We start from the raw sequence: 25233 nt of genomic DNA, 5'->3' as shown, positions 1-25233 counted from the left end.
ATGGAACTTCGACACCTGCGCTGCTTCCTGGCCGTGGCCGAAGAACTCCATTTCGCCCGCGCTGCCGAACGACTGCACATCGAACAGTCGCCGCTCTCGCGCACCATCAAGGAACTGGAAGAAGACCTGGGCGAAAAGTTGTTCGTCCGCACTAGCCGCAGCACGCGCCTGACGCGGGCGGGCAAGCTGTTCCTTGAACATGTGCCGCGCGTATTCTCCTCCTTGCAGCAGGCGCGCGACAGCGTGAAGGCGGCGGCCAATGGTTTCCACCGCCAGTTGCGCATCGCACTGTCCGATGGCATCACGCCGTCACGGTTGCCGGCCTTGTTGGCGATGTGTCGGCAGGAGGAACCCGAGGTCGATATTCGGTTGTTCCAAGTACCGCTGGCACAGCAGATCAAAGGGCTGCAAGACGACCTGTACGACGTGGGCTTTGCGCAGTCGGATGAGGTTGGCGAAGGCATCGCAGCCGAAGCGGTGTGGAATGACCCGCTTATGGTGGCCGTGCCGGCGCGACATCATTTGCTCAAGCACAAGCGGATTCCACTGGAGGAAGTGCTGCAATTTCCACTGGTTCTATGCGACCTGCTGGCGTGCGAGGGCCATGCACGCCAAGTTGACCGGTTGCTGCGCCGTGCTGACCGGGAACCTCTGATCGCCGAGCGCGTCGCCTCGTTCGAACTGATGATGGTCGTGGTGTCGGCAGGCTTCGCCTTGGGACTAGCCGGTGCGCCACACATCGCGGCAAGCCAGGAATCTGGTGTGGTGGCCCGCCCCCTGGCTGGACGCTCTCCCATGCTGACGACTTACCTGCTGCGCCCGGAAGGCGCGCCTTCGGAAACGCTCGCCCACTTCATCGAACGAGTACAGGCCATCGACCTGCCCGAAGGCGTAAGGCCCGCACCGCCACCTGAATCTGATCCCCAGGAGGACGTCCCAACATGAAACGCATTGCCCCATTGCTATTGGTCGCTGCGCTGACGGCCTGCGGTCAATCGGAAACGCCCAAGCCGGCCAATGTGCCAACCGTGAACGAACTGGCCGCCGATCCGGCACGGTTGAAGGAACTACGCCAGCAATGCAAGACCGACCGCACGACGCTTGGCGACGTGTTGTGCAACCGCGTCGCCGAGGCCACGCGAAAGCGGTTCTATGGCGATGGAAGGACGCCCTACACGCCATCGGAAACACTACCGAAGTTCTGATCGCCAGCCCTTCGCAAGAAACTCGGTTCCTCTTTGCCAACACGCCGCAGTGCGCTCACACCTGCGGCGTTTTTATTGGGTTCTTTGCAGCCTGAAACGATGTTTTTTTCATCATCGAGCTTTCGATAACAGTCTTTGACCGGCACTGACCCGACACCGATTCTCACGCTATGCGGCACGTTCTTGTGCCGAGTTTGAACGAGGAATAGCGCAGGAATCGGAGGCCCATCATGCAAGGTCAGGGCGTGTTGTTCGGGCAGATCGCCGTGGTGTTCAGCATCGTGATCGCCGGTGTGTGGAGTGCAACGCAATGGACCGCCGCCGCCCTGGGCTACCAACTACGCCTTGGCTCGCCCTGGTTCGACCTCTTTGGAACACCGGTCTATCACCCCTGGCGGCTGTTCGAGTGGTGGTTCTTCTTCGATGCCTACGCGCCGCATGTCTTCGACATGGGCGGAGCCATCGCAGGCGGCAGCGGTCTGGTGGCCGTGGTGGTCGCTATCGCCATGTCGGTATGGCGCTCGCGGCAATCGCGCATGGTCACTACCTACGGTTCGGCTCGCTGGGCCGAAGCGGATGACATTCGCAAGGCCGGGCTGAAGCATCCGGCCGGCGTCTTCCTCGGCAAGTATCGCAACGAGTACCTGCGCCATGAAGGCCCGGAACACGTCCTGACCTTCGCGCCCACGCGCTCAGGCAAAGGCGTCGGCCTGGTAGTGCCGACGCTGCTGTCCTGGTCCGCGTCCGCCGTTATCCACGACATCAAGGGCGAGAACTGGCAGATCACCGCCGGCTGGCGCTCGCGCTTCTCCCATTGCCTGCTGCTCAACCCCACGGATGCGAAGTCGGCGGCCTATAACCCGCTGCTGGAGGTTCGGCGTGGCGCGCATGAGGTGCGCGACGTGCAGAACATCGCCGACATCCTGGTCGATCCCGAAGGCGCGCTGGAGAAGCGCAACCACTGGGAGAAGACTTCGCACGCGCTGCTGGTCGGAGCCATCCTGCATGTGTTGTACGCGGGCGAGGACAAGACGCTGCGCGGCGTCGCCAACTTCCTGTCCGACCCGGCCAGCCCATTCGAGCTGACCTTGCACCGGATGATGACGACGAAGCACCTGGGCGACGCACCGCACCCGGTTGTCGCGTCCGCTGCGCGCGAAGTGCTGAACAAGTCGGACAACGAGCGTTCGGGCGTGCTGTCCACGGCCATGTCGTTCCTCGGTCTGTACCGCGACCCCACGGTGGCCGAAGTCACGTCGCGCTGCGACTGGCGCATCGCCGACCTGATCGCTTCCGAGCATCCCGTCTCGCTGTACCTGGTGGTGCCGCCCTCGGACATTTCACGGACGAAGCCGCTCATTCGCCTGATCCTCAACCAGATCGGCCGACGGCTCACCGAATCGCTCGACGGCAGCGACGGCATCGAGCGCCGCCACAAGCTGCTGCTGATGCTCGACGAGTTCCCCGCGCTGGGCCGGCTCGACTTCTTCGAGACGGCGCTGGCCTTCATGGCCGGCTACGGCATCCGCAGCTTCCTCATCGCGCAGTCGCTCAACCAGATCGACAAGGCGTATGGGCAGAACCATTCCATCCTCGACAACTGCCACGTCCGCGTGACGTTCGCCACCAACGACGAACGCACGGCCAAGCGCATTTCCGAGACGCTGGGCACCGCGACCGAACTGCGCGCGCAGCGCAACTACGCGGGCCACCGGCTTGCGCCGTGGCTGGGGCATCTCATGGTGTCGCGCCAGGAGACGGCCCGCCCGCTGCTGACGCCGGGCGAAGTCATGCAGCTTCCGCCCGACGAGGCCGTGGTGATGGTGTCCAGCGTGGCACCGATCAAGGCCAAGAAGCTGCGCTACTACGCCGACGCGAACTTCAAGAATCGCGTATTGCCGCCACCCGCACTCACGGTCGGGCAGTACGCCGATGCGCCGCCTGCGCGCCCTGACGACTGGAGCGGCCTGGCGATCCCCGTTGTACCCGCCGCACCGGCCAGCACAGCCACCGATGGCCTGGGCGGCACCGACGACGGCGGCCCGCGCCGGCAGCCGGAACTGTCCGAAGTCGCCGAATACAGCCCCGAACCGCAACCCGCAGGCAACGACCTGGCGCTGCTCGATGACGACGACGACCTGCCGCTGCCTGGCTTTGCATCTCGCCCCGGCCAGCTCGACCCGGCCATGCAGCGCACGGCCCGGCTGGCTTCCCTCGACCCCAACGACGGAATCGACCTATGAGCCACTACCGCCTCAATCTGTTCATCCAGCCCGAGCACGCCAAGCGTCTCGAAGAACTGGCCGCCAAGAAAGGCGTCTCCAAGTCGTCCATCGTCGCGGCGGCGCTCGCATCGTGGCTGTCGCCCGATTCCGGCGACCAGCGCGAGGCCGCCATTGCCAAGCGGCTCGATCGCCTCTCGCGCCAGGCCGACCGCCTGGAGCGCGACCAGAACATCCAGATCGAAACGCTGGCGCTGTTCGTCCGCTATTTCCTCACGGTCAGCACGCCGATTCCCGAAGCCCATCAGGATGCGGCCCGCGCCCAGGGCAAGGCGCGTTTCGAGCAGTTCGTCGAACAGCTTGGCCGGCACCTGCTGCGTGGCCGCAGCTTGGTGCGCGACGTGGTGGAAGAACTGCATCCCGACCCGGTGCGGATGGATGACGCGGCTGCGCTTGCCGAAGCCCACGAACGAACTGCGGAGCGTGCCTCATGAGCGCCGTTCCGCAAACCCCGCCCGAACGCTCATCCACCGCGGCTTCGCTGGATCGTCGAATCCAGATGCTGCGCACGGCGATGGGGCCGGTGATCGCCACCGCGGTGGCCGACCCGGACGTGGTGGAAATCATGCTCAATCCCGACCGCACCCTATGGGTGGATCGGTTGTCGTCGGGCCGCACGCCGCTGGGCGTGGAACTGCCCGAAGAAGATGGCGAACGCATCATCCGCCTGGTGGCCGCGCACGTCGGTGCGGAAGTGCATCGCGGCCAGCCGCTGCTGACCGCCGAGCTGCCCGAAACCGGCGAGCGGTTCGAGGGCATTCTGCCACCGGCCGCGCCCGGCCCGGCCTTCGCGCTGCGCAAGCGGGCCGTGAGCATCATCGGCCTGGATCGCTATGTGGCCGACGGCATTCTGACCACAGGCCAGGCGGACTTCCTGCGCCGCGCCGTGCGCGAGCGCCAGAACATCCTGATCGCCGGGGCAACGAGCAGCGGCAAGACCACGCTGGCGAACGCGCTGCTGGCCGAGATCGCCGCCACCGGCGACCGCGTGCTGGTGCTTGAAGACACCATCGAGCTGCAATGCGCAGCCCGCGACCACGTTCCGCTGCGCACCCGCGCGGGCGTCGTGTCCATGACCGAGCTGGTGCGCGCCACGATGCGCCTGCGCCCCGACCGCGTGATCGTCGGCGAGGTGCGCGGCGGCGAAGCCCTAGACTTGGTGAAGGTGTGGGGCACCGGCCACCCTGGCGGCATCGCCACCATCCACGCTGGTTCCGCGCTGGGCGCGCTGCTGCGCCTAGAACAGTTGATTCTCGAAGTGGCGGTGAACCCGCCGCGTGCGCTGATCGCCGAGGCGGTCAATGTCGTCATCCACATCGACGGGCGCGGCCGCAAGCGCCGCGTCAAAAGCATCGCCCGCGTCGTCGGCTTCGACGGTGTGGGCTACCGCCTGGCGGACGCGCTGGAAACACCGCTTCCCGAGCTGATGCCGGTTCCTCTCGCAGCCGATGCCGCTGCGTCTTCCCCGTCCCTTGACCAACCTGGAGAACTGCCATGACGCAGATGCACGCTCACGCTTTCCACTTTTCCGTAAATCCGCTTTCCCAGCCGTCAAGCCTCGCACGGCTGCGCAGCCTGGCCCGCCCGGCGGGGCAAGGGCTGCTGCTGGCCGCGTTGCTGCTGTTCCTGGCCGGAACGGCGCAGGCCGCCGGTTCTTCGATGCCGTGGGAAGGCCCACTGCAATCCATTCTGGAGTCGATCCAGGGGCCGGTGGCGCGCATCGTCGCGGTCATCATCATTATTTCGACGGGCCTGGCGCTGGCCTTCGGCGACACGTCGGGGGGCTTTCGCAAGCTGATCCAGATCGTCTTCGGCCTGTCCATCGCCTTTGCGGCGTCGAGCTTCTTCCTGTCGTTCTTCAGCTTCTCCGGCGGGGCGGTTGTATGAGCGGGACGGACAGCTTCGCGGCCGGCTTCGAGGTGCCGCTACATCGCTCGCTGACCGAACCGCTTTTGATGGGCGGCGCACCTCGCACCGTGGCGATTGCCAACGGCACGCTGGCCGCCGCCGTCGGGCTGGGCCTGCAACTCTGGATTCCCGGTGTCGTGCTCTGGATCGTCGGCCACTCGCTGGCCGTGTGGGGCGCGCGTGTCGATCCGCAGTTCATGCAGGTCTTCGCCCGGCACATCAAGCACAAGCCGCTGCTGGACGTGTGAGGGGGATGCCATGCTGAACCTTGCCGAATACCGCCAGCGGCCCGTGCTGCTGGCCGACTGGCTGCCCTGGGCCGGGCTGGTCGCGCCGGGTGTCGTCTTGAACAAGGACGGCAGCTTTCAGCGCACGGCGCACTTTCGCGGGCCGGATCTGGACAGCGCCACGCAGGGCGAGCTGATCGCCACCACGGCGCGGCTGAACAACGCGCTGCGCCGGCTGGGATCGGGCTGGGCGCTGTTCGTGGAAGCCGAGCGCCAACCGGCGGCGGACTATCCGCATTCCGACTTCCCCGAACCGCTGTCGTGGCTGGTGGACGAGGAGCGCCGCGCCGCCTTCGAGGGTGAGGCCGAGGACGAAACGCTCCGGGGGAGCGTTTCGCGGCCGAACGGCCACCACTTCGAGAGCGCCTATCACCTGACGCTGGCCTATCTGCCGCCCGAGGAATCCCGCGCCCGTGCGGCCAAGCTGCTCTACGAGCACGCACCGGGCGATGGCGTGGACTGGCGCGGCCGGCTCGATGCCTTCGTGGCGGAAACCGATCGCGTGTTCGACCTGCTTGATGGCGTGATGCCGGAAATCGGGTGGCTCGATGACGCGCAGACGCTGACCTACCTGCACGCCACGGTGTCCACGCGGCGCTACCGGCTGGCGGTGCCCGAGGTGCCTTTCCACCTTGACGCGCTGTTGGCCGATTCCGCGCTGGTCGGCGGCCTCGCGCCCATGCTGGGCGACCAGCATCTGCGCGTGGTGTCGGTACGAGGCTTTCCGACTTCGACCTGGCCGGGGATTCTGGACGACCTCAACCGGCTGGGCATTGCCTATCGCTGGTCAACCCGGTTCCTCTGCCTCGACAAAGCCGAGGCGGAAAAGGAGCTGGGCCGCCTGCGCCGCCAATGGTTCGCCAAACGGAAGAACGTCATCGCGCTGCTGCGCGAAACGATCTTCCAGCAAGAATCGCCGCTGGTGGACACGGATGCCAGCAGCAAGGCAGCCGACGCGGACGCGGCCTTGCAAGAGTTGGGCAGCGATCAAGTCGCCTTCGGCTACCTGACGGCCACCGTCACCGTGATGGACACGGATGCCGCTGCGGCCGACGAAAAGCTGCGCAGGGTGGAGCGCGTCATTCAGGGCCGGGGCTTCGTCACCATCCCCGAAACGCTCAACGCAGTCGATGCGTGGCTGTCGTCCATTCCCGGCAACGCCTACGCCAACGTGCGCCAGCCCATCGTCTCGACGCTGAACCTGGCGCACATGATGCCGGTGTCCGCCGTGTGGGCCGGGCCGGAGAAGAACGCCCACCTCGACGGCCCACCGTTGATCGTCACGCGCACCGATGGCGCGACGCCGTTCCGGCTGGTGACGCATATCGGCGACGTGGGGCACACGCTGGTCGCCGGGCCGACCGGCATGGGCAAATCCGTTTTGCTGGCGATGCTGGCCTTGCAGTTCCGTCGCTACTTCGGTTCGCGCATCTTCGCCTTCGACATGGGGCGATCCATGCGAGCGACGGTGCTGGGCCTGGGGGGCGAACACTACGACCTCGGGGCCGATGGCAGTATCGCTTTTCAGCCGCTCGCCCGCATCGACGGCGAGGCCTACCGCACCTGGGCGGCCGAATGGATCGAAGGCCGCCTGCTGCATGAAGGCGTAACCGTCGGCCCCGACGAGAAAGCCGCCATCTGGTCGGCGCTGGGAAGTCTTGCCGGTGCGCCAATGGAACAGCGCACGATGACCGGGCTTTCGGTGCTGCTGCAATCGAACGCGCTACGCCAAGCCCTGTCGCCCTATGTGCTCGGCGGCGCGCACGGCAAGCTGCTGGACGCCGACCGTGACCGGCTCGGCAGCGGCGACGTGCAGGGCTTCGAGATGGAAGAACTGATGCACAGCCCCGCCGCCGTGCAAGCGGTGCTGCGCTACCTGTTCGCCCGCTTCGATGCGCGTTTCGACGGTGCACCCACGCTGCTGATTCTCGATGAGGAGTGGCTGTTCCTGGATGAGCCGTCTTTCGCGGCCCGCATCCGGCAATGGCTCAAGACGCTGCGCAAGAAAAACGTGTCGGTCATCTTCGCCACGCAGTCGCTGGCCGACATCAAGGATTCGACCATCGCGCCAGCCATCATCGAAAGCTGCGCCAGCCGGATTTTCTTGCCCAACCCGCAGGCCACCGAGCCGCAGATTCGCACGATCTACGAGGGCTTCGGCCTCAACAGCCGGCAAATCGAAATCGTCGCCACCGCGCAGCCCAAGCGCGACTACTACTACCAATCGTGCCTGGGCAATCGCCTGTTCGACCTCGACCTGGGGCCGGCCGCACTCGCGTTCGCGGGCGCATCCACACCGCAAGACCAACGCGACATCGACCGCGTGCTGATGCAGGCCGGCGCTCCCGGCTTCGCCGGTGCGTGGCTGCGCCATCGCGGCCTTGATTGGGCCGCCGACCTGCTGCCGTCCTCGCCGGCGGCGGCTTCCTTCCTTTCCCAACCACGACAGGAGAACCTGACATGAAGACCCGTGTGCTTTCCGTAACGCTGGCCGCCGCGCTATCGGTGTCGCTGCTGGCCGTGCAGCCCGCATCGGCGCTGACGGTGTTCGACCCGTCCAACTTCGTGCAGAACACGCTGACCGCCGTGCGCACGCTGGAGCAGATCAATAACCAAATTCGGCAACTCCAGAACGAAGCGCAGATGCTGATGAACCAGGCGCGCAACCTGACGAAGCTGGATTTCAACATCGTCAACCGGCTGCGCTCGACGCTCGCCACCACCGAACGCCTGATCGCCGAGGCGCAAGGGCTGGCCTACGACGTGCAGAACATGGATCGGGAGTTCGCACGTCTGTATCCCGAACAGTACGCCGCCACCGTCAGCGGCGACCGCATGGCGCAGGACGCCCGCGAACGCTGGAAGAACATCCTGAACGGCCTGCACACCGCGATGCGGATGCAGGCGCAGGTGTCGCAGAACCTGGCGCAGGACGAAAGCGCGCTGGCCGACCTTGTGAGCCAGAGCCAGTCGGCCACAGGTGCCTTGCAGGCCATGCAGGCGACGAACCAGCTTCTCGCCTTGCAGGCCAAACAGTTCATCCAGGCCCAGCAGCTCCAGATCACCCAAGACCGGGCGGCCTCGCTGGAACTGGCGCGGCAGGCGGCAGCGACCGAGCGCGCCCGCGAAGTGCGGCGGCGCTTCCTCGGCACCGGCACGCCGTACACGCCGCAGTCCGTCAATTTCTACAACAACTGACAGGAGGCGGCCATGCGATGCGTTCCCGTTCTGGTGGTTTCGCTGCTGGCCGAAGACCGGGCCGCGACCTTGGCCGCCGATCCCGTGCGGCTCAAGGCGCTGCGCACCCGATGCGCAGCCGACCGGCAAGCCGCAGGCGAAGACACCTGCCGCGCCGCCGCCGATGCCTTCCGGCAGCGCTTCTTCGCTGGCCAGGCCGGGCCGGACGAGTACGGCTCGCTGGCCGAACTGCCGCCGATCCCGGCGAGCTTCGACACACCCGACGACGACGCGCCGGAAGGCGATGCGTCGCTCGCCGCTACGGAGGACACGCCATGAATGACGTGACCATCATCGACAAATTCCTCGATACCTTTTCGCGCTACATCGACTCGGGTTTCGGGCTGCTGCATGGCGAAGTGGCGTTTCTCACTGCCACGCTCATCGTCATCGACATGACCATCGCCGGCCTGTATTGGGCCATGAGCCATGCCACCGGCCAAGGCGAGGACGTGATCGCCAAGCTGCTGCGCAAGGTGCTCTACGTCGGTGCCTTCGCCTACATCATCAACAACTTCAACTGGCTGGCCGGCATCGTCTTCCGGTCGTTCGCCGGCCTCGGTCTGATGGCCGGCGGTTCGACCCTGACGATGGAAACCTTCCTGAAGCCGGGCCGCCTGGCGAAGACCGGCATCGACGCGGCCGCGCCGATCCTCGACCAGATCGGCGACATGGCCGGCTTCCCCGAAGTGTTCGTGAACCTCGACCCCATCGTGGTGCTGTTCATCGCCTGGCTGGTGGTGATCCTCTGCTTCTTCGTGCTCGCGGTACAGCTCTTCATCACGCTGATCGAGTTCAAGCTGACCACGCTCGCCGGCTTCGTCTTGATTCCGTTCGCGCTGTGGAACAAGACTTCGTTCCTCGCCGAGAAGGTGCTGGGCAACGTGGTGTCGTCGGGCATCAAAGTCCTGGTGCTGGCCGTCATCGTCGGCATCGGCTCGGGCCTGTTCGCGGAGTTCCAGGTGCATCCCGACGAGCCTTCCATCGACCACGCGCTGGTCGTGATGCTGGCCTCGCTCGCCTTGCTTGCACTCGGCATCTACGGGCCGGGCATCGCCACTGGCCTGGTGTCCGGTGCGCCGCAGCTTGGGGCGGGCGCGATGGCGGGTGCTGCCGTCGGCGCAGTTGGTACGGGCGTTGCCATCGGTGCCGCCGCAACCGGCGTGGGCGGTGCGGTCATGGCGGGCGCACGCATGGCCCCGGCCGCCGCCAAGCTGGCCGGCAGCGGCGCACGCGCCGCCACATCAGCAGCCAGCAGCGCCAAGTCCGCATTTCAGGCCGGTTCCGCCGCTGCGGGCGGCGGGGCCAAGGGCGCGGCTGCGGGCCTCGGCAATGTCGCCAAGACCGGCGCGCAGGCGGCAGGCCGCCGCGCCGCATCGGGCGCTTCCGCTGCCGGGCAGAAGGTGGCCGGTTCCTTCCGTGCTGGCTGGAACGGAGGCGCAGCCGGTTCCGGCCCGGCCGCCACAGGCGAAGGCGCAGACAGCGCCGCCAGCGCACCGAAGCAGGAGCAGCCCGCCTGGGCCAAGCGGATGCACCGCCGCCAACAGATCACACATGCCGCGACCACCGCCGCCCACACGCTACGCGGTGGCGACGGTGGCGGCTCGGGGCAAGGCCCGAGCCTGCGCCCCGATGAATGACGCGAACCCTGACCACCAAGGAGAACCCCTATGCAATTCAAGCGACCGCAGGTGCGCTATGCCGATACGCCGCAGCCTGCCACCCCGTATCAATCCGCCGCCCAGGTCTGGGACGAGCGCATCGGCTCGGCCCGCGTCCAGGCGAAGAACTGGCGATTCATGGCCTTCGGCTGCCTCACGCTCGCGCTGCTGATGGCCGGCGGCCTGGTGTGGCGCTCCGCGCAGTCCATCGTGACGCCCTACGTCATCGAGGTGGACAAGAGCGGCCAGGTGCGCGCGGTCGGCGAAGCTGCCACGCCATACAAGCCGGCAGACGCGCAGATTGCCTACCACTTGGCGCATTTCATCACGCTGGTGCGCTCGCTGTCCGTCGATCCCATCGTGGTGCGGCAGAACTGGCTGGATGCCTACGACTACACCACCGACAAGGGCGCAGCGGTGCTCAACGACTACGCCAGCAAGAACGATCCCTTCGCCCGCATCGGCCGCGAGTCGGTGACGGTGCAGATCACCAGCGTTGTCCGCGCCAGCGACACGTCGTTCAACGTGCGCTGGACGGAACAGCGATTCGTCAACGGCGCACCCGCTGGCACCGAACGCTGGAACGCCGTGCTTTCCACTGTCCTGCAAACCCCGCGCACCGAACAGCGCCTGCGCAAGAACCCGCTGGGGATCTACGTCAACGGCCTGTCGTGGAGCCGCGAACTGGATGCTTCCGAAGGAGCCAAGCCATGAACCTGCCTTTCCGCTTTTACGCTTTGCCGTTGATCCTGCTGACCCTCGCCGGCTGCGCCTCGCAGGGCAAGCCGCCGCCGTCCATTTCGCTCGATGAGCCGGTGCAGGCACAGCCACTGCCGGAGCCGCCGAAACCGGTGGAAGTCATTACCGTTTCCGAACCGCTGGCGCTGCCGGATCAGTTGAAACCGCTGCCGGGGACCGCCGGCGCCAAGCCCGTGCCGGAGTCGGCCGACGAAACCGTGCGCGTGTCGAAAGCGAACGCCGAGGCGCGCATCGCGCCGACCCGCGAGGGCTACGTCAATGCGATTCAGGTGTGGCCCTTCACCGACGGCGCGCTCTATCAGGTCTATGCGGCCGTGGGCCGCGTGACCGTGATCGCGCTCCAGCCGGGCGAGGAACTGGTGACGGTCGCCGCTGGCGATACCGTGCGCTGGATCGTCGGCGATACGTCCAGTGGCAGCGGCGAGGCGCTGCGCGTCAATGTGCTGGTCAAGCCCATCCGCTCGGGCCTCAAAACCAATCTGGTCATTACCACCAGCCGCCGGACGTACCTGCTGGAGCTGACCTCGACCGAGAAGGCGTGGATGGCGTCGGTGTCCTGGGACTATCCGAAAGACCGGATGCTGGCCTTGCAGCGCCAGGCGCAGGCGGCCAGCGCTGCCGCGCCGGTCGATACCGGCCTGTCGCTGGAGAAGATCCGTTTCCGCTACGCGGTGTCGGGCAGCAATCCACCGTGGAAGCCGCTGCGCGCCTTCGATGATGGCGAGAAGGTCTATATCCAGTTCCCGCCGGGTATCGCCCAAGGCGAGTTGCCGCCCTTGTTCGTCATCGGCGCGCAAGGCGATAGGCAACTGGTGAACCACCGTTTCCGCTCGCCGTACTACATCGTGGATCGGCTGTTCGGCGCGGCCGAACTGCGCCTGGGTGGCGATGGTGGTGACGTGGTACGCATCGAGCGCACCGATGGCGTGGCGCGGAGGAACTGACCATGAGCCAGGACGATACTCCCGACCTTGCCGCGCCGCAGGCGGGCAAGGTAGCACCCGAAGCGGTGGCGCTGCGCGCGCAGCCGCGCCCGGTCACGCGCTTGAACCGGCGCACGCTGGCCATGCTCGCCGGCACCCTGTCGGTCGCCGTGCTCGGCGCGCTGATGTGGTCGCTGCAACCGCAGCGGCGCGGTGCCACGGAGCAGACCGAGCTTTACAACGTCGATCGCGTCTCCAAGTCGGAAGGGCTCGACGCGCTGCCGGCGGACTACTCCAAGCTGCCGCCGAAGGTGCCGGAGCTGGGGCCGCCGCTGCCTGGCGATCTTGGCCCGGCCATCGTGAAGTCGCAGCAGCCGGTGACGGCCGCCTATGCGGCCCCCGGCCATGATCCCAACGACGCGCTGCGCAAGGAAGCCGAAGCGGCAGCGGCCTCGACGGTGTTTTTCCGCTCGGGTTCGCAGAAGGCCGCGCCGGTGGCGCAGACGCAGGTAGCCGCCGCGCCGGGCTTCGCCGCCAATGCAGCGTTCGACCCGCTGGCGGCTGGCCCGGCCTCAACGGCCGCCCAGCCTGCCGATCCGACCGTGGCACAGAACCAGCAAAGCCAGAAAGAGGTGTTTCAGAAAGCCGGAACCACGGAAACCCGTAATTCCGGCAACCTGACGCTGCCGGCTTCGCCGTATCAGGTCATGGCCGAAACAGTGGTCGCAGGTGCCTTGGTGACGGGCATCAAGTCCGATCTGCCGGGCGACGTGATCGCCACGGTGACGGAGCCGGTCTATGACACGGCTACTGGGCGCTTCCTACTGATCCCGCAGGGTTCGCGCATCCTGGGCAAATACAACAGCCAGGTCAGCTACGGGCAGAGCCGCGTGCAGGTGGTGTGGAACCGGATCATCCTGCCCGACACGTCTTCGCTCACACTCGACAATCTGGCCGGCACCGATCCGGCCGGCTACGCCGGGCTGGAAGACGACGTGGACTACCACTGGGGCCGCATCGTCGCCGGCGCAGCATTGACGACACTGCTAGGCGTGGGTGCGGAACTGGCCGCACCGGAGAACCGACAGGACGGTGATCGCATCATCATCGCCGGGCGCGACAGCGCGCAGGACAGCGTGAATCAGGTCGGGCAGGAGATCACCCGACGCAATATGAACATCCAGCCGACGCTGACCGAACGGCCGGGCCTGCCGGTTCGCATCATCGTCAACCGCGACCTGGTGTTGCGGCCCTACCAGCCACTCTTTTTCACCAGAGGCACGTCCCGATGAGCAGGCCCAAGAAACTACGGCTTGGCCCTTTGCCGCGCCATGACATGACGAAACTGACCTTTGCCTGCCCGGCCAGCCTGAAAGCCGATCTCGACCGCTACGCAGCGTTGCACGCGCAGACCTACGGCGAAGCGGTCGATGCCACAGTGCTAATTCCGCACATGCTGGAAGCCTTCATGGCCGGGGATCGGGGATTCAGGAAGGGAGGCGTGGGCAAGGCCGCGCCTCCGAAGCCAAGCTGATGATGCCGGTTTCCGCTGGTGGTCATCCCTCGAACGCGCAGCCAAGGCTGCACGTTCTTCGTTCTGGAGGGCTGCGGCGTTGTGGGCTATGATGATGAAACGCGGCCGCCGTCTGCTGGCAAACGTCCCCGATGCAGCACGCTCCGGCTTTCTACCGCGACGCTCTTATGTGGCTCCTAGCCCACAACGCCGCAGCCCCGCAAAGCGGCCCGAAGTAGAGCTAAACCCGCACCCCATATAGACTTCCGGCCATCAGGCTGTTTTCACAAATGACTTGACGCCGCCAATTTTTTATGGCAGCAGGAGTGGGCAGATGCAGCGGACCTGGCAACGCGCGTGGGGATTGGTGGCGATGTGGTGCGTGTCGACAGCCGCGTGGGCGCAGCAGTCCGCCGCAGCTGTGCAATCCACACCGGCATCTGTGCAGAGCGAGAAAGTGGTGGTCTCCACCGACATCGGCGACGATATCGACGATGCGTTCGCGTTGGGGTTGCTGCTGCGTCGCCCGCAGTTGCGGGTACTGGGCATCGCATCGGCATGGGGCGACACGACGTTGCGTGTGCAGTTACTGCAGCGGTTGTTGCAGCAGGCCGGGCGCAGCGAGATCCCGCTGGCGGTGGGCGCACGTACCACCAGCAGCATTGCGTTTAGCCAGGCACGCTGGGCGGCCAAGGGACAGGTGCCGGCGGCACTGCCTGATGCGGCCGCGATGATCCTGCAGCAGGCGCGCCAGCATCCGGGCGAGGTCACCTTGCTGGTGCTGGGGCCGATGACCGATGCGGCGCTGGCGCAACAACGCGACCCGGCCGGCTTTGCCAAGCTCAAGCGTGTGGTGGCGATGGGCGGATCGGTGCGGGTGGGCTATGGCAAGTCTGCGTATCGTCCGGCCAGTGCGCCGGCGCCGGAGTACAACATCCTGGCCGACGTGCCGGCAGCGCAGCGCGTGTTCTCATCTGGTGTGCCAATCGTGTTGTTGCCGCTGGATGCCACGCAGGTCACGCTGGAAGAGCCCGAGCGCGTGGCCCTGTTCGCGCACGGTGACGGACTGACCGATGCGCTGACGCAGCTGTACTACCAGTGGCGCAACACCGACCAGCCCTGGGCCAGTGCCACGCCCACGTTGTTTGATGTAGTACCGGTGGCCTGGCTGCTACGCCCGGCGCTATGCCCGACCACGCCGCTGCATCTGGACGTGGATGCGCAAGGCTATACCCGCGAAGGTGCTGGTGCGCCCAATGTGCAGGCCTGTCTGCGCGTGGACAAGCCGGCGCTGATCGAACTGTACATGCGTTCGTTGCTGGAGTTGCCCTGATAGCGGGGAACAAATGTCGTCAATGCCCGTGCCCCGCGGCGAGTGCTTTTTTGCAGCTCTTTGTGAGCTAGTCAAGAGCCTGGTTGGTCGACAGCGCAGTGCCCTCACCGCTCGCGGGACACGCCGTGAATCCATCCTTGGAGGCTCGATGGCGGCATCCATGCCGCCAACGGTCCCGCAAGCGGCGAGGGCGGCGCGCCCAGACAGTTGGCTGGCGACCAACTGAAAGCGGCTCATTTCGACTCGGTTGGCGTGCTGTCGCGGATCGATTGTTTGGCATTCGATGGACGCGACGACAGAACGAGCGAGGGGCGATCAAAAAGGCGCTTTGAGCACTGCTCTCAGAGACACCGGCCAATCGTAATTGGTCCTTGCCCGCTCGCCGTCGCGGGACCCTGGGCGGCCTGGATGCCGCCACGGAGCTTACAGGGAGGTACTCGCTGCATGTCCTGCGATGGCGGGCGGGCAAGGGCCCTGCAGCCAAGTCATAGCCCAGCTGCCTGCGCTAGGCGGCATGACGTGGTCCGGCACTCGCTCCAGGCGCGGTTACCAAACCATGCGCTCACCGCCAGTTTGCCATCGCAACGCTCGCCAGCAGCGCACGCTTGCCGCCCATCGGCAAGCAGCCACGTCGTCGCTTTGGCGCCAGCAGCCAGATGCGCGCCGTCGCTATACTTGCGTTCTCACATCGCGAGTAGCACGAATGGACAGCCAGGGATCACTGATGATGCGGTCGGGCACACCGCGGATGTTGCTGTGGGCGGTGTTGCTGGCCGTGGCGATCGGCGCGGTGGCGTGCAAGCGCAACGAAAGCGGTCAGCTGCCCGCGGCAAGCGGCGAGGCGATCAAGGCCGACAAGCAGGCCATCACCGGTTTCGCGCTGGCGCGTGCCTATCCCGACCAGACCAGCGACGGCCTGTCGCTGGCACTGGAATTCTCGCGGCCGCTGGTCGGCACGCAGGATTTCGATGCGCTGGTGCGCTTCGAAGAAAAGGTCGGCACGGGCGACAGCAGCTGGACGCTGTCCGAGGACGGCAAGACGCTGCGCTACCCGTACGTCGAAGCGGCCAAGGACTACACCGTGCTGGTCGACGCCAACCTGCTGGCCGCCGACGGCAGCCGCCTGGGCAAGCCGCTCAAGCAAAAGGTCTACACCGGCGAACTCAAGCCGGTGGCCGGGTTCGCTTCGCAGGGCAGCGTGCTGCCGGCGCGTGAGAGCCGTGGTCTGCCGGTGGTGTCGGTGAACGTGCCGGAGGTGGATGTCGAGTTCCTGCGCGTGCGCGAAAAATCGCTGCCGGCATTCTTCCAGCAGTTCCAGCGTGGCGGGCGCCGTGGCAGTTGGGATCTGGAGAGCGAATACAGCGGTAACCAGCCGTTGTCCCAACTGGCCGACCCGGTGTACGTCAATCGCTTCATTCTTGGCGGCAAGCAGAACGAACGCGTGCTGACCTACCTGCCGACGCAGGACATCAAGGAGCTGCAGGAACCGGGTCTGTATTTCGCGGTGATGAAGCGCGCCGGCAGTTTCGAAAACGAATTCGACACAGCGTTCTTTACCGTCAGCGACATTGGCCTGCATACGCGCGCCTACAAGGACAAGTTGTTCGTCCACACCGCCTCGTTGCAGAGCGGCGAGCCGATCAAGAACGTGGAGCTACGCATCCTCGACGCCAAGGGCGAGTTGTTCCTGAGAGGTGCAACCGATGGCAACGGCAATGCGCTGCTCAACTACACGCTCGACGCCGGCCATGTGCTGACCGCACGCAGCAAGACCGACATTTCGCTGCTGCCGTTCAACCAGCCGGCATTGGATCTGAGCGAGTTCGCCGTGGCCGGCCGCCAGGGCGCGTGGTTCGATGTGTTCGCCTGGGCCGGTCGCGATCTGTACCGCCCCGGCGAAACCATGCGGGTCTCGGCGATCCTGCGCGACAACGACGGCAAGCCCACCAAGCCGCAGCCGGTGTTTTTGCGCCTGAAGCAGCCGGACGGCAAGACCTTCCGCGAGACCAAGCTGTTGCCGGGCGAGCAGGGCTATTTCGAATTTGCCCAGCAGATTCCGGCCGATGCGCCGACCGGCCGCTGGCAGGTGGAATTCCGCACCGATCCGGCCAGCAAGGACGCCGTGCAGGGCATGACCGTGCGCGTGGAAGAGTTCCTGCCCGAGCGCATGAAGCTGGACCTGGACAGCACGCAACAGATCTTGAGCGCCGGCCAGCCGTTCAAGCTGGTGGCCAATGCCGCGTATCTGTACGGCGCGCCGGCCGCTGGCAACCGTTTCACCGCCAAGCTGGCAGTCAGCGTCGAGCAGCATCCGCTCGAAGCGCTGCCCGGCTGGTTCTTCGGCGACCCCACGCTGGAGCTGCCGCGCGAAGCCAAGGACGTGATCGACACCGAGTTCGGTGACGACGGCATCCTGCGCGAAGACATCGCATTGCCGGACGAGGCCAAGCCGATCAGCACGATTGCCGCGGTCGTCTCCGGCAGCGTGTACGAAACTGGCGGGCGCACGGTCACCCGCACCCTCAAGCGCGTGCTGTGGCCGGCCAAGGCCCTGGTCGGCGTGCGGCCATTGTTCGACGACGAAGACGGCGCCGATGCCAATGGGACGGCGCGCTTCGAAGTGACCCGCGTGGATGCCGATGGCAAGCCGCAGCCGGCCAAGGGCCTGAAGGTCACGTTGGTGCGCGAGCTGCGCGACTACCACTGGAACTACACCGACAACCACTGGGATTACGACTTCACCCGTCGCTTCGAAAACAAGGACACGCGCACGCTCGATGTGGGCAGCGTCAATGCCAAGATCGATTTTCCGGTGGAATGGGGCGAGTACCGCCTGGACGTCTTCGACCCGGCGAGCGGGCTGACCACGCGTTACCCGTTCCGCGCCGGCTGGAGCTGGAACGATGAAAACCGTGGCCTGGATGCGCGCCCGGACAAGGTCAAGCTGGCGCTGGACAAGACCGGCTACCGCGCCGGCGATACGCTCAAGGTCACGCTGACCCCGCCGCATGCCGGCAAGGGGGTGCTGCTGGTGGAAAGCGACAAGCTGCTGTACGTGCAGGACATCGACGTCAAGCCGGGCAGCAGCTTCGAGATTCCGGTGACCGAGGCGTGGGAGCGCCACGATGTGTATGTCACCGCACTGGTCTTCCGCGGCGGCAGTGCGCCCAGCAAGATCACTCCGGCACGTGCGGTGGGCGTGGCCTATGTGCCGATGGACCGCAAGGCGCGGCGGGTGGCGGTGGGCTTGTCCGCACCCAAGCAGATGCGCCCCGAGCAGCCCCTGCCGGTGACGGTGAGCGTGCCCGAGTTGGCAGGCAAGGCCGCGCACGTGACCATTTCGGCAGTGGATGTGGGCATCCTCAACATCACCCGTTTCCCGGTGCCCGATGCCAACGCGCAGTTCTTCGCGCAGCGTCGTCTGGGGACCGATGCGTACGACATCTATGGGCGGGTGATCGAGAGTTTCGAAGGCGCCAGCGGCAAGCTCAAGTTCGGTGGCGACATGGCGCTGGAAGCCCTGCCGCAGGCCAAGCGCCCGACCGCGCGCGTGCAGACCGTTGACCTGTTTTCCGGCTCGGTGAAACTCGACGCCCGCGGCAACGCGCGCGTGCAACTGCCGGTGCCGGATTTCAACGGCACCTTGCGGGTGTCGGCGCTGGTGTACTCGGACACGCGTTACGGCAATCGCGACATGGAAACCGTCGTGCGTGCGCCGATCCTGGCCGAAGCCAGCATGCCACGCGTGATGGCCCCGGGCGACCGCAGTACGGTGACGCTGGACGTGCAGAATTTCACCGGCAAGCCGGGCGAGTTCAACGTGCGTGTGGAGGGCATTGGCCCGCTCGCCCTCGGCGAAGCGTCGCGCAGCGTCAAGCTCGGCGTGGACGCCAAGCAGACGCTGAGCTTCCCGCTGAGCGCCACCGAAGGCTATAGCGTGGCCAAGGTGCGCGTGCGCGTGGACGGCAACGGATTCAAGGCCGACCGCAGCTACGAGTTGCCGGTGCGCGCCGGCTGGCCGCAGGTGTTGCGTGCGCAGACCCGCGTGCTCGATCCGCTGGCGCCGATCACCCTGGACAGCGGATTTGCCGATGGCCTGATGGCCGGCTCGGTGACCGCACGCATGGTGGTCAGCGCGTTGCCGCCCATTCCGTTCGCCAGCGCATTGCAGGGCGCGTTGGAGTATCCGTATGGTTGCGCCGAGCAGACCACCAGCAAGGGTTATGCAGCGCTGCTGCTCGACGATGCCACCGCCAGGGCGCTCGGCACCAAGGGGCTGGAGCCGGCCAAGCGCCGCGAGCGCATGGAAGGTGCGTTCGGGCGTCTGGCGTCGATGCAGATCGCCAGCGGGCATTTTTCGATGTGGGGCGACGATGGCTACGTCAACCCAGGGCTCACGCCTTATATCGCCGAGTTCCTGCTCGATGCCAAGGACGCCGGTTTTGCGGTGCCCGACAACGTGTTGCAAAAGGCGCTCAACCGCCTGAGCGAAGATCTGTTGTCCGGTGGCAACGAGTTCTACGGGCAGGACCGTCGCGACAACCTGAAGTTCGCCAATCAGGCCTGGTCCGGGTACATACTGGCACGCGTCAACCGTGCGCCGCTGGGCACGCTGCGCGCGCTGTACGACAATCAGCGCGACAAGGCACTGACGGGCCTGTCGTTGGTCCATCTGGGCATCGCCTTGTCGCTGCAGGGCGATACCAAGCGTGGCGAAGCGGCGATCAAGGCCGGGTTTGCCAAGGACAGCAGCGAGCGTCCGCCGTACTTCGGCGATTACGGCAGCGCGATCCGGGACGATGCCTTGATGATGGCGTTGCTGCACGAACGCGGTTTGTCCAAGCCCGAGTACGACACCCGCGCGGTGGCCCTGGGCCGCGCCCTGGATGCGCGTCGCGCTACCGGCTGGCTATGGCTGAGCACGCAGGAGCAAGTGGCGCTTGCGCGGTTGGGCAAGGCCTTGATGGTCGGGCAGGGCAAGCAGGTGTCCGGTACCTTGACGGTGGGCGACCAGGTGCAGCAGATCGCACCCGCACGTGTGTTCGGGCGTAGCTTCGACAGTGCCGCCCTGGCGCGCGGTGTGCAGTTCGCACCACAAGGCGAGGCGCCGATGTACGCCAGCCTGGAAGTGGCCGGCATTCCGCGCAGCGCACCGGAACCGGACACGCGCAATCTCAGCGTGGAGCGCAGCTGGTACACCACCGACGGCAAGCCGTGGACCCCGCGCCCACTCAAGGAAGGCGAAGCGTTGATCGTGCGCGTCAGCATCACTGCCAACAGCAGCATGCCCGACGCCTTGCTCACCGACCTGTTGCCGGCCGGCCTGGAGATCGAGAATTTCAATCTCGGCGATGCCAAGCAATGGGCCGATGTAGTGGTGGACGGCATCGGCATCAGCGAGCGGTCCAGCGCCGCCGACGTCAAGCACGAAGAGTTCCGCGACGACCGCTATGTGGCCGCGCTGGCGCTGTCGTCTGGCAGCAAGGCGCAGGTGTATTACCTGGTGCGTGCCGTCACCCCGGGGACCTACACGGTGCCGCCATCCCTGGTGGAAGACATGTACCGCCCCGAGCTGCGCGGAGTGGGCCGCAGCACGCCAGCCACGATGACGGTGGTGCAGCCTTAGGAGATCAATGCAGGAGCGCGCGCGCTTGCGCGCGATGAGGCGTTACGGGAGGAGTCCCGTCGCGCGCAAGCGCGCTCCTGCGCCGTCCCAGCTTCGTATGCCGCGCCATCGCTGCGCATTGTCTTTTCGCTGCGACGCAGGCGACACGCGAAGGTCATTTTTACGCTCTACGGTGGCGTGCTTTCTCATCGGCGCGGCGTCAGTGCTGCGCAACTCACGGGATTCCATGCAGCGCTTCGATCCGTACCGTATGCACCTGTCCGTTCTTGCCGTGGCCATTGCCGCATGCTCGCCTGCAGTGCAGGCGCAAACCGTCGGCGTGTCATCCGACGCCGTGGGTCTTGCGTCACCAATACGCCCGGACACGGCGTCATCCAATGAGGGGCAGCGTCCCACAGAGACGGCGTCGGTGGCAGAGCATCCCTCGGACACCGCCTCCACAACCTCGCGCAACGATGCAGCCGGCCGCGAGGCGCCCGCCGCGGCCGGGCCTGAAAGCGGCGTCAAGACCCTTGATGCCATGCAGGTCACCGGCGTGCGCCGCGCCAACGCGGCTGCGGTGGAAAGCAAGCGTGCGGCGACCAATATCACCGATGTGATCAGCGCCACCGACGTGCGTGCCTTGCCCGACAGCACCATCGTCGAGGCATTGCGGCGCGTGCCTGGCTTGTCCGTCTTGCCTGCCACCGATAACGAGCATCCGCGCGATGAAGCAGCCACGCCGGTATTGCGTGGCCTGGGGCCCTCGTACAACAACGTCACCATCGACGGGCTCACCATCGCCTCGCCCGGCACACCGAACGGCACGCTCGGTTCGATCACGCGCGGCGTGCGCCTGGACCTGTTGCCGGCCTCGATGGTCAGCGAATTGCAGGTGGTCAAGACCTTCACCCCCGACCTGGATCCCAACGCCACCGGCGGTGCGATCAACCTGAAAACCCGCAGCGCGTTCGAAAATGGCGGTAAACCGTTCTTCAGCGCCGAAGCCGCACTCGGCCACGCCAACGATGTCGGCAAGCCGCGCGATCAGGACGATCCGGGCTATCGCGTCAACGCCACCGGTAGCCGCACCTTCGGTAGCGAGCAGCAGTACGGTGTCACCGTGTCTGCCAACTATCAAACGCTGAGCAGCTACACCGAAACCCATATGACCACCGACACGGTGCACTACGGGTTCTACGACAACAGCGGTGTCTTGCAGACCGGCGACAGTCTCGGCAATGGCTGGGCGGTACCGCAGCAGGATAAATACTGGTACGTGCAGGATCAGCGCGACCGTTATGGCCTCACCGGCAAGTTCGAGATGCGGCCCAGCGCGGCGCTCGAAGCCTACGCGATGGCCGGCTACTACTATTTCAAGGACGACATGGAGCGCAACGAGGTCATCATCGATCCGCGCAACCGTGGTCGGGTCTTCAATCAGACCGCAACGTCCGGCAGTTATCCCGGCGGCGACATCGAGGTGGGCTATTCAAACCAGATCGTCACCACGCGTACCAAGGTTGCGCAGCTGGGAACGATCTGGCGGCCCACCGATCGCCAACAGTTTTCCGCGCGCGGTGCGTGGTCGGATGCGACCTACGACGAGCCGATTCGCATGATCAAGTACGCCACCGGCATCACGCGCCCGGCACCGGTGCCGGTGGGCCAGACCGGCAGTGGCGTGACCGTCAATGCCACGCCCAACTATGCGTTCAATTACGACACCTCCGGCTTCGATCAACGGTTCGGCGTGTCGCCGCAGGCATACAACAATCTCGACAATTATAGCCTGTCGTACTGGCGCCCAGACTATAAGCGCACCGCGTCCGATCGCATCCTGACCGGTCGGCTCGATTACGGTTTCAACCAAGGCGAAAGCGATCAGGGCATCGGTTTTGCGGCAGGCGTGTCGTATACCACCGACAAGCCGTCCTACGAGATCTATCGCGTCGAGTATCAGCCCAATACGACGGCGCCGGCGTTCGGCCTGGCCGACGTGGTGGGCACCGGTAGGGCGCCGATGCGCTATGCCGGTTTGAACCTGCTGAGCATCGATCCGGACAAGGCCAATCGCGTGCTGGCGGCCACGCCATTGAGCGCGTTCAACAGCACCGACCAGCAAGCCTTCAGCAATCAGGATAATTTCACGCATACCGAAAAGACCTTCGGCAGCTATGGCTTGATCAGCTATCGCAGCGATCGTTTGAATGTGCAGGCCGGTGTGCATTTCGACAGCACCAAGCTCGACACGGTGGGCCGCCAGCGGCAGCTGGATGCGGCAACCAATCATTACGTGTACGTCGATAACCCGACCAGTGCGGACTACGACTATCTGCTGCCGTCGGCGGTGATGACCTATCACCTGACCGATGCGCTGGATCTGCGTGCCGGTGCAAGCCGCACGTTGGGCCGCCCGCCGTACGATGCCTATGCGGCGCGTACCTCCATCGGCTTCGTCAATACGACAGACGCCGGCAACCCGAACGCGCAGGGCGTCACCGTCACCATCGGCAACCCCGACATCAAGCCGCGTGTGTCCAACAACCTGGATCTATCGCTGGAATGGCGCCTTCCCGGCGATTTCGATGCGTTTGCGTCGGCTGCCGTCTTCGACAAACATATCCAGGACGAGATTTTTACGCTCTCGCGCACCGACAGCTTCACCTTCGACGGCACCACGTATGCGAATGCGTTAATCAGCACACCGGCCAATGCCGCCAAGGCGCGTATCCGCGGCGTGGAGTTCAACGGCATCGTCAACACATTGGGGCCGATCGCGCCGTGGTTGAGTGGCGTCGGTTTCAGCGCAAACCTCGCATTGCTGGATGGCAGTCTGGACGTGCCTTACAGCGTCGGCAGCGGCAGCAGCCTGACCCAGCGCGAGCGCAAGCTCGACAATCTGGTGGGTCAGCCCGATTACACCGCCAACGCAACGCTGTTCTACAACGCCGGCGGGCTGGAACTGCGTGCGGCCTACAACCGGCAAGGCAAGGCGCTGCGTTCCATCGTCAGCAACATCGATTGGCAGGACCTGTATTGGTCGCCGCGTTCGCAACTGGATTTCACCGCCACCTATGCGGTGAGCAAGCAGTTGAGCGTGATCGGCCAGGTCAGCAATATCACCCATAGCCGCATCACCAGCGTGACCGGCCCCGGGCAGAATCTGCTCAAGGACAGTTATTCGGCGCCCACCACCTATTGGGTGGGTCTGCGGTTCACGCCGACGCTGTGAGCGCGGCCCGGGCAACGGGTGGGCAATGCGTACCAGCCTGAGATCGATGCCTGCCGTTTACCCGCTTGATTTCACCAGCGCGTGTGAAGCGCGGCAACGCCCGTCTGCCGCGCTACCGTATTGCACACATCTGATTGGAGCCGTTCGATGACATCACGCCCTATTGCCGTCCTCGCCGTCGTGCTGTGCGCGGTTGTGGCCACTGCGGCGAGCGCCGCACCGACAGGCGTGGCCGCGATCCAGGCGCGCCTGACCAATCCGCAGGGCGGCATCGTGGTGGTGGCGCACCGCGGGTGTCATGCTGCCGCGCCACAGCACGGCTTCATCGAGACCGCGCCGGAAAACTCGCTGGCGGCGTTGGAGCGCTGCATCGCCATCGGCGCCGATGTGATGGAAACCGATGTGCGGCGTGCCGCCGATGGCAGTCTGGTGATGCTGCATGACGCCACCGTGGACCGCACCACCGATGGCACCGGCAAGCTGTCCGAGTTGACCCTGGCCGATCTGCAGACACTGCGCCTGCGCAGCGACGAAGGCGGTGCACAGGCACCGCTGACCGACCAGCGCGTGGTCACGCTCGAGCAGATGCTGGCCAAGGCCAAGGGGCACATCCTGCTCAACCTGGATGTCAAGGACGCGATCTACGTGCAGGTGATCGACGCAGTCGCACGCGCCGGCATGCAGCATCAGGTGATCGTCAAGGCCGAAGCCGGCATCTTCACCGCACCACTGGCTGCGATGCCGCCGTTCGATACGGTGTACTTCTTCCCGATCCTGATCAACGCGCATGGCAAGGCCGATCTTGCCGCCATTGCAACGGCACAGACGCGCAATGCACGCCCGATGGCATTCGAGTTGCCGAAGATGACCGCCGCGCAATTGCCGGCACTGGCAGCGGTGAGCAAGGCGCATAACGTGCGGCTGATGGTCAATTCGTTGTGGGACGGCTTCATTGCCGGCTATGGCGGCGATGCGGACGCCGAGCGCGATCCCGACAAGGTCTGGGGCCGGATGTACCGCGACGGTGTGTCGATCATCCAGACCGATGCGCCGGAAGCCTTGCTGCGCTATCGCGCCACGTTGGAAAAGCGCTGAGCGGAAGCGACCAGGCCGCCGTCCCAAGCGGTGGCAACGAGGTCTAGCACGGCGCGCCGTGCACCAAACAACTTAACGGACGAGGTGTCACGTCTAAGGAAGGTCTGAACAACGAGACCTGACAGGGCGGAAGGTGGCGTCGTTCCGAAGAGTGGCTTTTGGAACTTCGGAATTTCGCCATTTCTGGCGC

19 protein-coding genes are annotated in these 25233 nt (G+C 65.7%); all 19 read left to right on the top strand.

The window, feature by feature from the left end:
• The 19 genes from J7367_RS17140 to J7367_RS17050 all read left to right on the top strand — a co-directional run bounded on the left by J7367_RS17140 (window position 1) and on the right by J7367_RS17050 (window position 25043).
• Window positions 1–945 (top strand): LysR substrate-binding domain-containing protein, encoded by a 945-nt coding sequence (locus tag J7367_RS17140; protein WP_057663497.1) that lies wholly within the window; start codon window positions 1–3, stop codon window positions 943–945.
• Window positions 942–1205, top strand: coding sequence for an EexN family lipoprotein (locus J7367_RS17135; protein WP_057663494.1), 264 nt, complete (start codon window positions 942–944; stop codon window positions 1203–1205). The genes J7367_RS17140 and J7367_RS17135 overlap by 4 nt, the downstream gene beginning before the upstream one ends.
• A gap of 230 nt (window positions 1206–1435) precedes the next feature.
• The gene (locus tag J7367_RS17130; protein ID WP_057663491.1) at window positions 1436–3448 is read left to right on the top strand and encodes a conjugal transfer protein TraG; all 2013 of its coding nucleotides are present in this window, start codon (window positions 1436–1438) and stop codon (window positions 3446–3448) included.
• On the top strand, window positions 3445–3921 hold the full coding sequence (locus J7367_RS17125; protein WP_057663488.1) for a ribbon-helix-helix protein, CopG family: 477 nt from the start codon (window positions 3445–3447) through the stop codon (window positions 3919–3921). Before J7367_RS17130 ends, J7367_RS17125 begins: the two co-directional genes overlap by 4 nt.
• Window positions 3918–4985 (top strand): P-type conjugative transfer ATPase TrbB, encoded by a 1068-nt coding sequence (gene trbB / locus J7367_RS17120; RefSeq protein ID WP_057663485.1) that lies wholly within the window; start codon window positions 3918–3920, stop codon window positions 4983–4985. Before J7367_RS17125 ends, trbB begins: the two co-directional genes overlap by 4 nt.
• The gene (locus J7367_RS17115) at window positions 4982–5374 is read left to right on the top strand and encodes a TrbC/VirB2 family protein (RefSeq protein WP_057663482.1); all 393 of its coding nucleotides are present in this window, start codon (window positions 4982–4984) and stop codon (window positions 5372–5374) included. The genes trbB and J7367_RS17115 overlap by 4 nt, the downstream gene beginning before the upstream one ends.
• Window positions 5371–5643 (top strand): VirB3 family type IV secretion system protein, encoded by a 273-nt coding sequence (locus J7367_RS17110; protein WP_057663478.1) that lies wholly within the window; start codon window positions 5371–5373, stop codon window positions 5641–5643. Before J7367_RS17115 ends, J7367_RS17110 begins: the two co-directional genes overlap by 4 nt.
• Before the next feature lie 10 nt (window positions 5644–5653).
• The gene (gene trbE / locus J7367_RS17105; protein ID WP_057663474.1) at window positions 5654–8146 is read left to right on the top strand and encodes a conjugal transfer protein TrbE; all 2493 of its coding nucleotides are present in this window, start codon (window positions 5654–5656) and stop codon (window positions 8144–8146) included.
• Complete coding sequence (gene trbJ, locus J7367_RS17100) at window positions 8143–8880, top strand: P-type conjugative transfer protein TrbJ (protein ID WP_057663470.1); 738 nt, start codon at window positions 8143–8145, stop codon at window positions 8878–8880. Before trbE ends, trbJ begins: the two co-directional genes overlap by 4 nt.
• 12 nt (window positions 8881–8892) lie before the next feature.
• Window positions 8893–9198, top strand: a complete 306-nt coding sequence (locus tag J7367_RS17095; protein ID WP_057663466.1) for a hypothetical protein — start codon at window positions 8893–8895, stop codon at window positions 9196–9198.
• A complete protein-coding gene (gene trbL, locus J7367_RS17090; RefSeq protein ID WP_057663464.1) occupies window positions 9195–10559 on the top strand; it encodes a P-type conjugative transfer protein TrbL in 1365 nt (454 codons plus the stop codon). The genes J7367_RS17095 and trbL overlap by 4 nt, the downstream gene beginning before the upstream one ends.
• 30 nt (window positions 10560–10589) lie before the next feature.
• Entirely contained in the window at window positions 10590–11294 is a 705-nt protein-coding gene (gene trbF / locus J7367_RS17085) for a conjugal transfer protein TrbF (protein WP_057663461.1), read from the top strand.
• Window positions 11291–12283: a P-type conjugative transfer protein TrbG gene (gene trbG / locus J7367_RS17080; RefSeq protein ID WP_057663456.1), complete on the top strand. Its 993-nt coding sequence runs from the start codon at window positions 11291–11293 to the stop codon at window positions 12281–12283. Before trbF ends, trbG begins: the two co-directional genes overlap by 4 nt.
• Before the next feature lie 2 nt (window positions 12284–12285).
• Window positions 12286–13554, top strand: a complete 1269-nt coding sequence (locus tag J7367_RS17075) for a TrbI/VirB10 family protein (protein WP_057663453.1) — start codon at window positions 12286–12288, stop codon at window positions 13552–13554.
• On the top strand, window positions 13551–13796 hold the full coding sequence (locus tag J7367_RS17070; protein ID WP_057663450.1) for a DUF2274 domain-containing protein: 246 nt from the start codon (window positions 13551–13553) through the stop codon (window positions 13794–13796). Before J7367_RS17075 ends, J7367_RS17070 begins: the two co-directional genes overlap by 4 nt.
• A gap of 313 nt (window positions 13797–14109) precedes the next feature.
• Window positions 14110–15108 (top strand): nucleoside hydrolase, encoded by a 999-nt coding sequence (locus J7367_RS17065; protein WP_042676284.1) that lies wholly within the window; start codon window positions 14110–14112, stop codon window positions 15106–15108.
• Between the two features lie 724 nt (window positions 15109–15832).
• Window positions 15833–20734 carry an alpha-2-macroglobulin gene (locus J7367_RS17060; RefSeq protein WP_057663540.1) on the top strand — a complete coding sequence of 1634 codons (4902 nt, stop codon included), beginning with the start codon at window positions 15833–15835 and terminating at the stop codon, window positions 20732–20734.
• Between the two features lie 226 nt (window positions 20735–20960).
• Window positions 20961–23948: a TonB-dependent receptor gene (locus J7367_RS17055; protein ID WP_057663447.1), complete on the top strand. Its 2988-nt coding sequence runs from the start codon at window positions 20961–20963 to the stop codon at window positions 23946–23948.
• Window positions 23949–24095: 147 nt separating this feature from the next.
• Window positions 24096–25043, top strand: a complete 948-nt coding sequence (locus J7367_RS17050; RefSeq protein WP_007962234.1) for a glycerophosphodiester phosphodiesterase family protein — start codon at window positions 24096–24098, stop codon at window positions 25041–25043.
• Window positions 25044–25233: the final 190 nt, after the last annotated feature.

Origin of the sequence: Xanthomonas sp. D-36-1, assembly GCF_017746155.1 — a bacterium.
Classification (GTDB): domain Bacteria; phylum Pseudomonadota; class Gammaproteobacteria; order Xanthomonadales; family Xanthomonadaceae; genus Xanthomonas; species Xanthomonas cissicola.
The sequence above is the reverse complement of the archived record's forward strand: the minus strand, read 5'-3'. Positions and strand labels throughout refer to the sequence as shown.

Bases quoted from the DNA above. Each gene is read 5' to 3' on its own strand.
- J7367_RS17140 (WP_057663497.1), top strand. From the start codon at position 1: ATGGAACTTCGACACCTGCGCTGCTTCCTGGCCGTGGCCGAAGAACTC.
- J7367_RS17135 (WP_057663494.1), top strand. From the start codon at position 942: ATGAAACGCATTGCCCCATTGCTATTGGTCGCTGCGCTGACGGCCTGC.
- J7367_RS17130 (WP_057663491.1), top strand. From the start codon at position 1,436: ATGCAAGGTCAGGGCGTGTTGTTCGGGCAGATCGCCGTGGTGTTCAGC.
- J7367_RS17125 (WP_057663488.1), top strand. From the start codon at position 3,445: ATGAGCCACTACCGCCTCAATCTGTTCATCCAGCCCGAGCACGCCAAG.
- trbB (WP_057663485.1), top strand. From the start codon at position 3,918: ATGAGCGCCGTTCCGCAAACCCCGCCCGAACGCTCATCCACCGCGGCT.
- J7367_RS17115 (WP_057663482.1), top strand. From the start codon at position 4,982: ATGACGCAGATGCACGCTCACGCTTTCCACTTTTCCGTAAATCCGCTT.
- J7367_RS17110 (WP_057663478.1), top strand. From the start codon at position 5,371: ATGAGCGGGACGGACAGCTTCGCGGCCGGCTTCGAGGTGCCGCTACAT.
- trbE (WP_057663474.1), top strand. From the start codon at position 5,654: ATGCTGAACCTTGCCGAATACCGCCAGCGGCCCGTGCTGCTGGCCGAC.
- trbJ (WP_057663470.1), top strand. From the start codon at position 8,143: ATGAAGACCCGTGTGCTTTCCGTAACGCTGGCCGCCGCGCTATCGGTG.
- J7367_RS17095 (WP_057663466.1), top strand. From the start codon at position 8,893: ATGCGATGCGTTCCCGTTCTGGTGGTTTCGCTGCTGGCCGAAGACCGG.
- trbL (WP_057663464.1), top strand. From the start codon at position 9,195: ATGAATGACGTGACCATCATCGACAAATTCCTCGATACCTTTTCGCGC.
- trbF (WP_057663461.1), top strand. From the start codon at position 10,590: ATGCAATTCAAGCGACCGCAGGTGCGCTATGCCGATACGCCGCAGCCT.
- trbG (WP_057663456.1), top strand. From the start codon at position 11,291: ATGAACCTGCCTTTCCGCTTTTACGCTTTGCCGTTGATCCTGCTGACC.
- J7367_RS17075 (WP_057663453.1), top strand. From the start codon at position 12,286: ATGAGCCAGGACGATACTCCCGACCTTGCCGCGCCGCAGGCGGGCAAG.
- J7367_RS17070 (WP_057663450.1), top strand. From the start codon at position 13,551: ATGAGCAGGCCCAAGAAACTACGGCTTGGCCCTTTGCCGCGCCATGAC.
- J7367_RS17065 (WP_042676284.1), top strand. From the start codon at position 14,110: ATGCAGCGGACCTGGCAACGCGCGTGGGGATTGGTGGCGATGTGGTGC.
- J7367_RS17060 (WP_057663540.1), top strand. From the start codon at position 15,833: ATGATGCGGTCGGGCACACCGCGGATGTTGCTGTGGGCGGTGTTGCTG.
- J7367_RS17055 (WP_057663447.1), top strand. From the start codon at position 20,961: ATGCAGCGCTTCGATCCGTACCGTATGCACCTGTCCGTTCTTGCCGTG.
- J7367_RS17050 (WP_007962234.1), top strand. From the start codon at position 24,096: ATGACATCACGCCCTATTGCCGTCCTCGCCGTCGTGCTGTGCGCGGTT.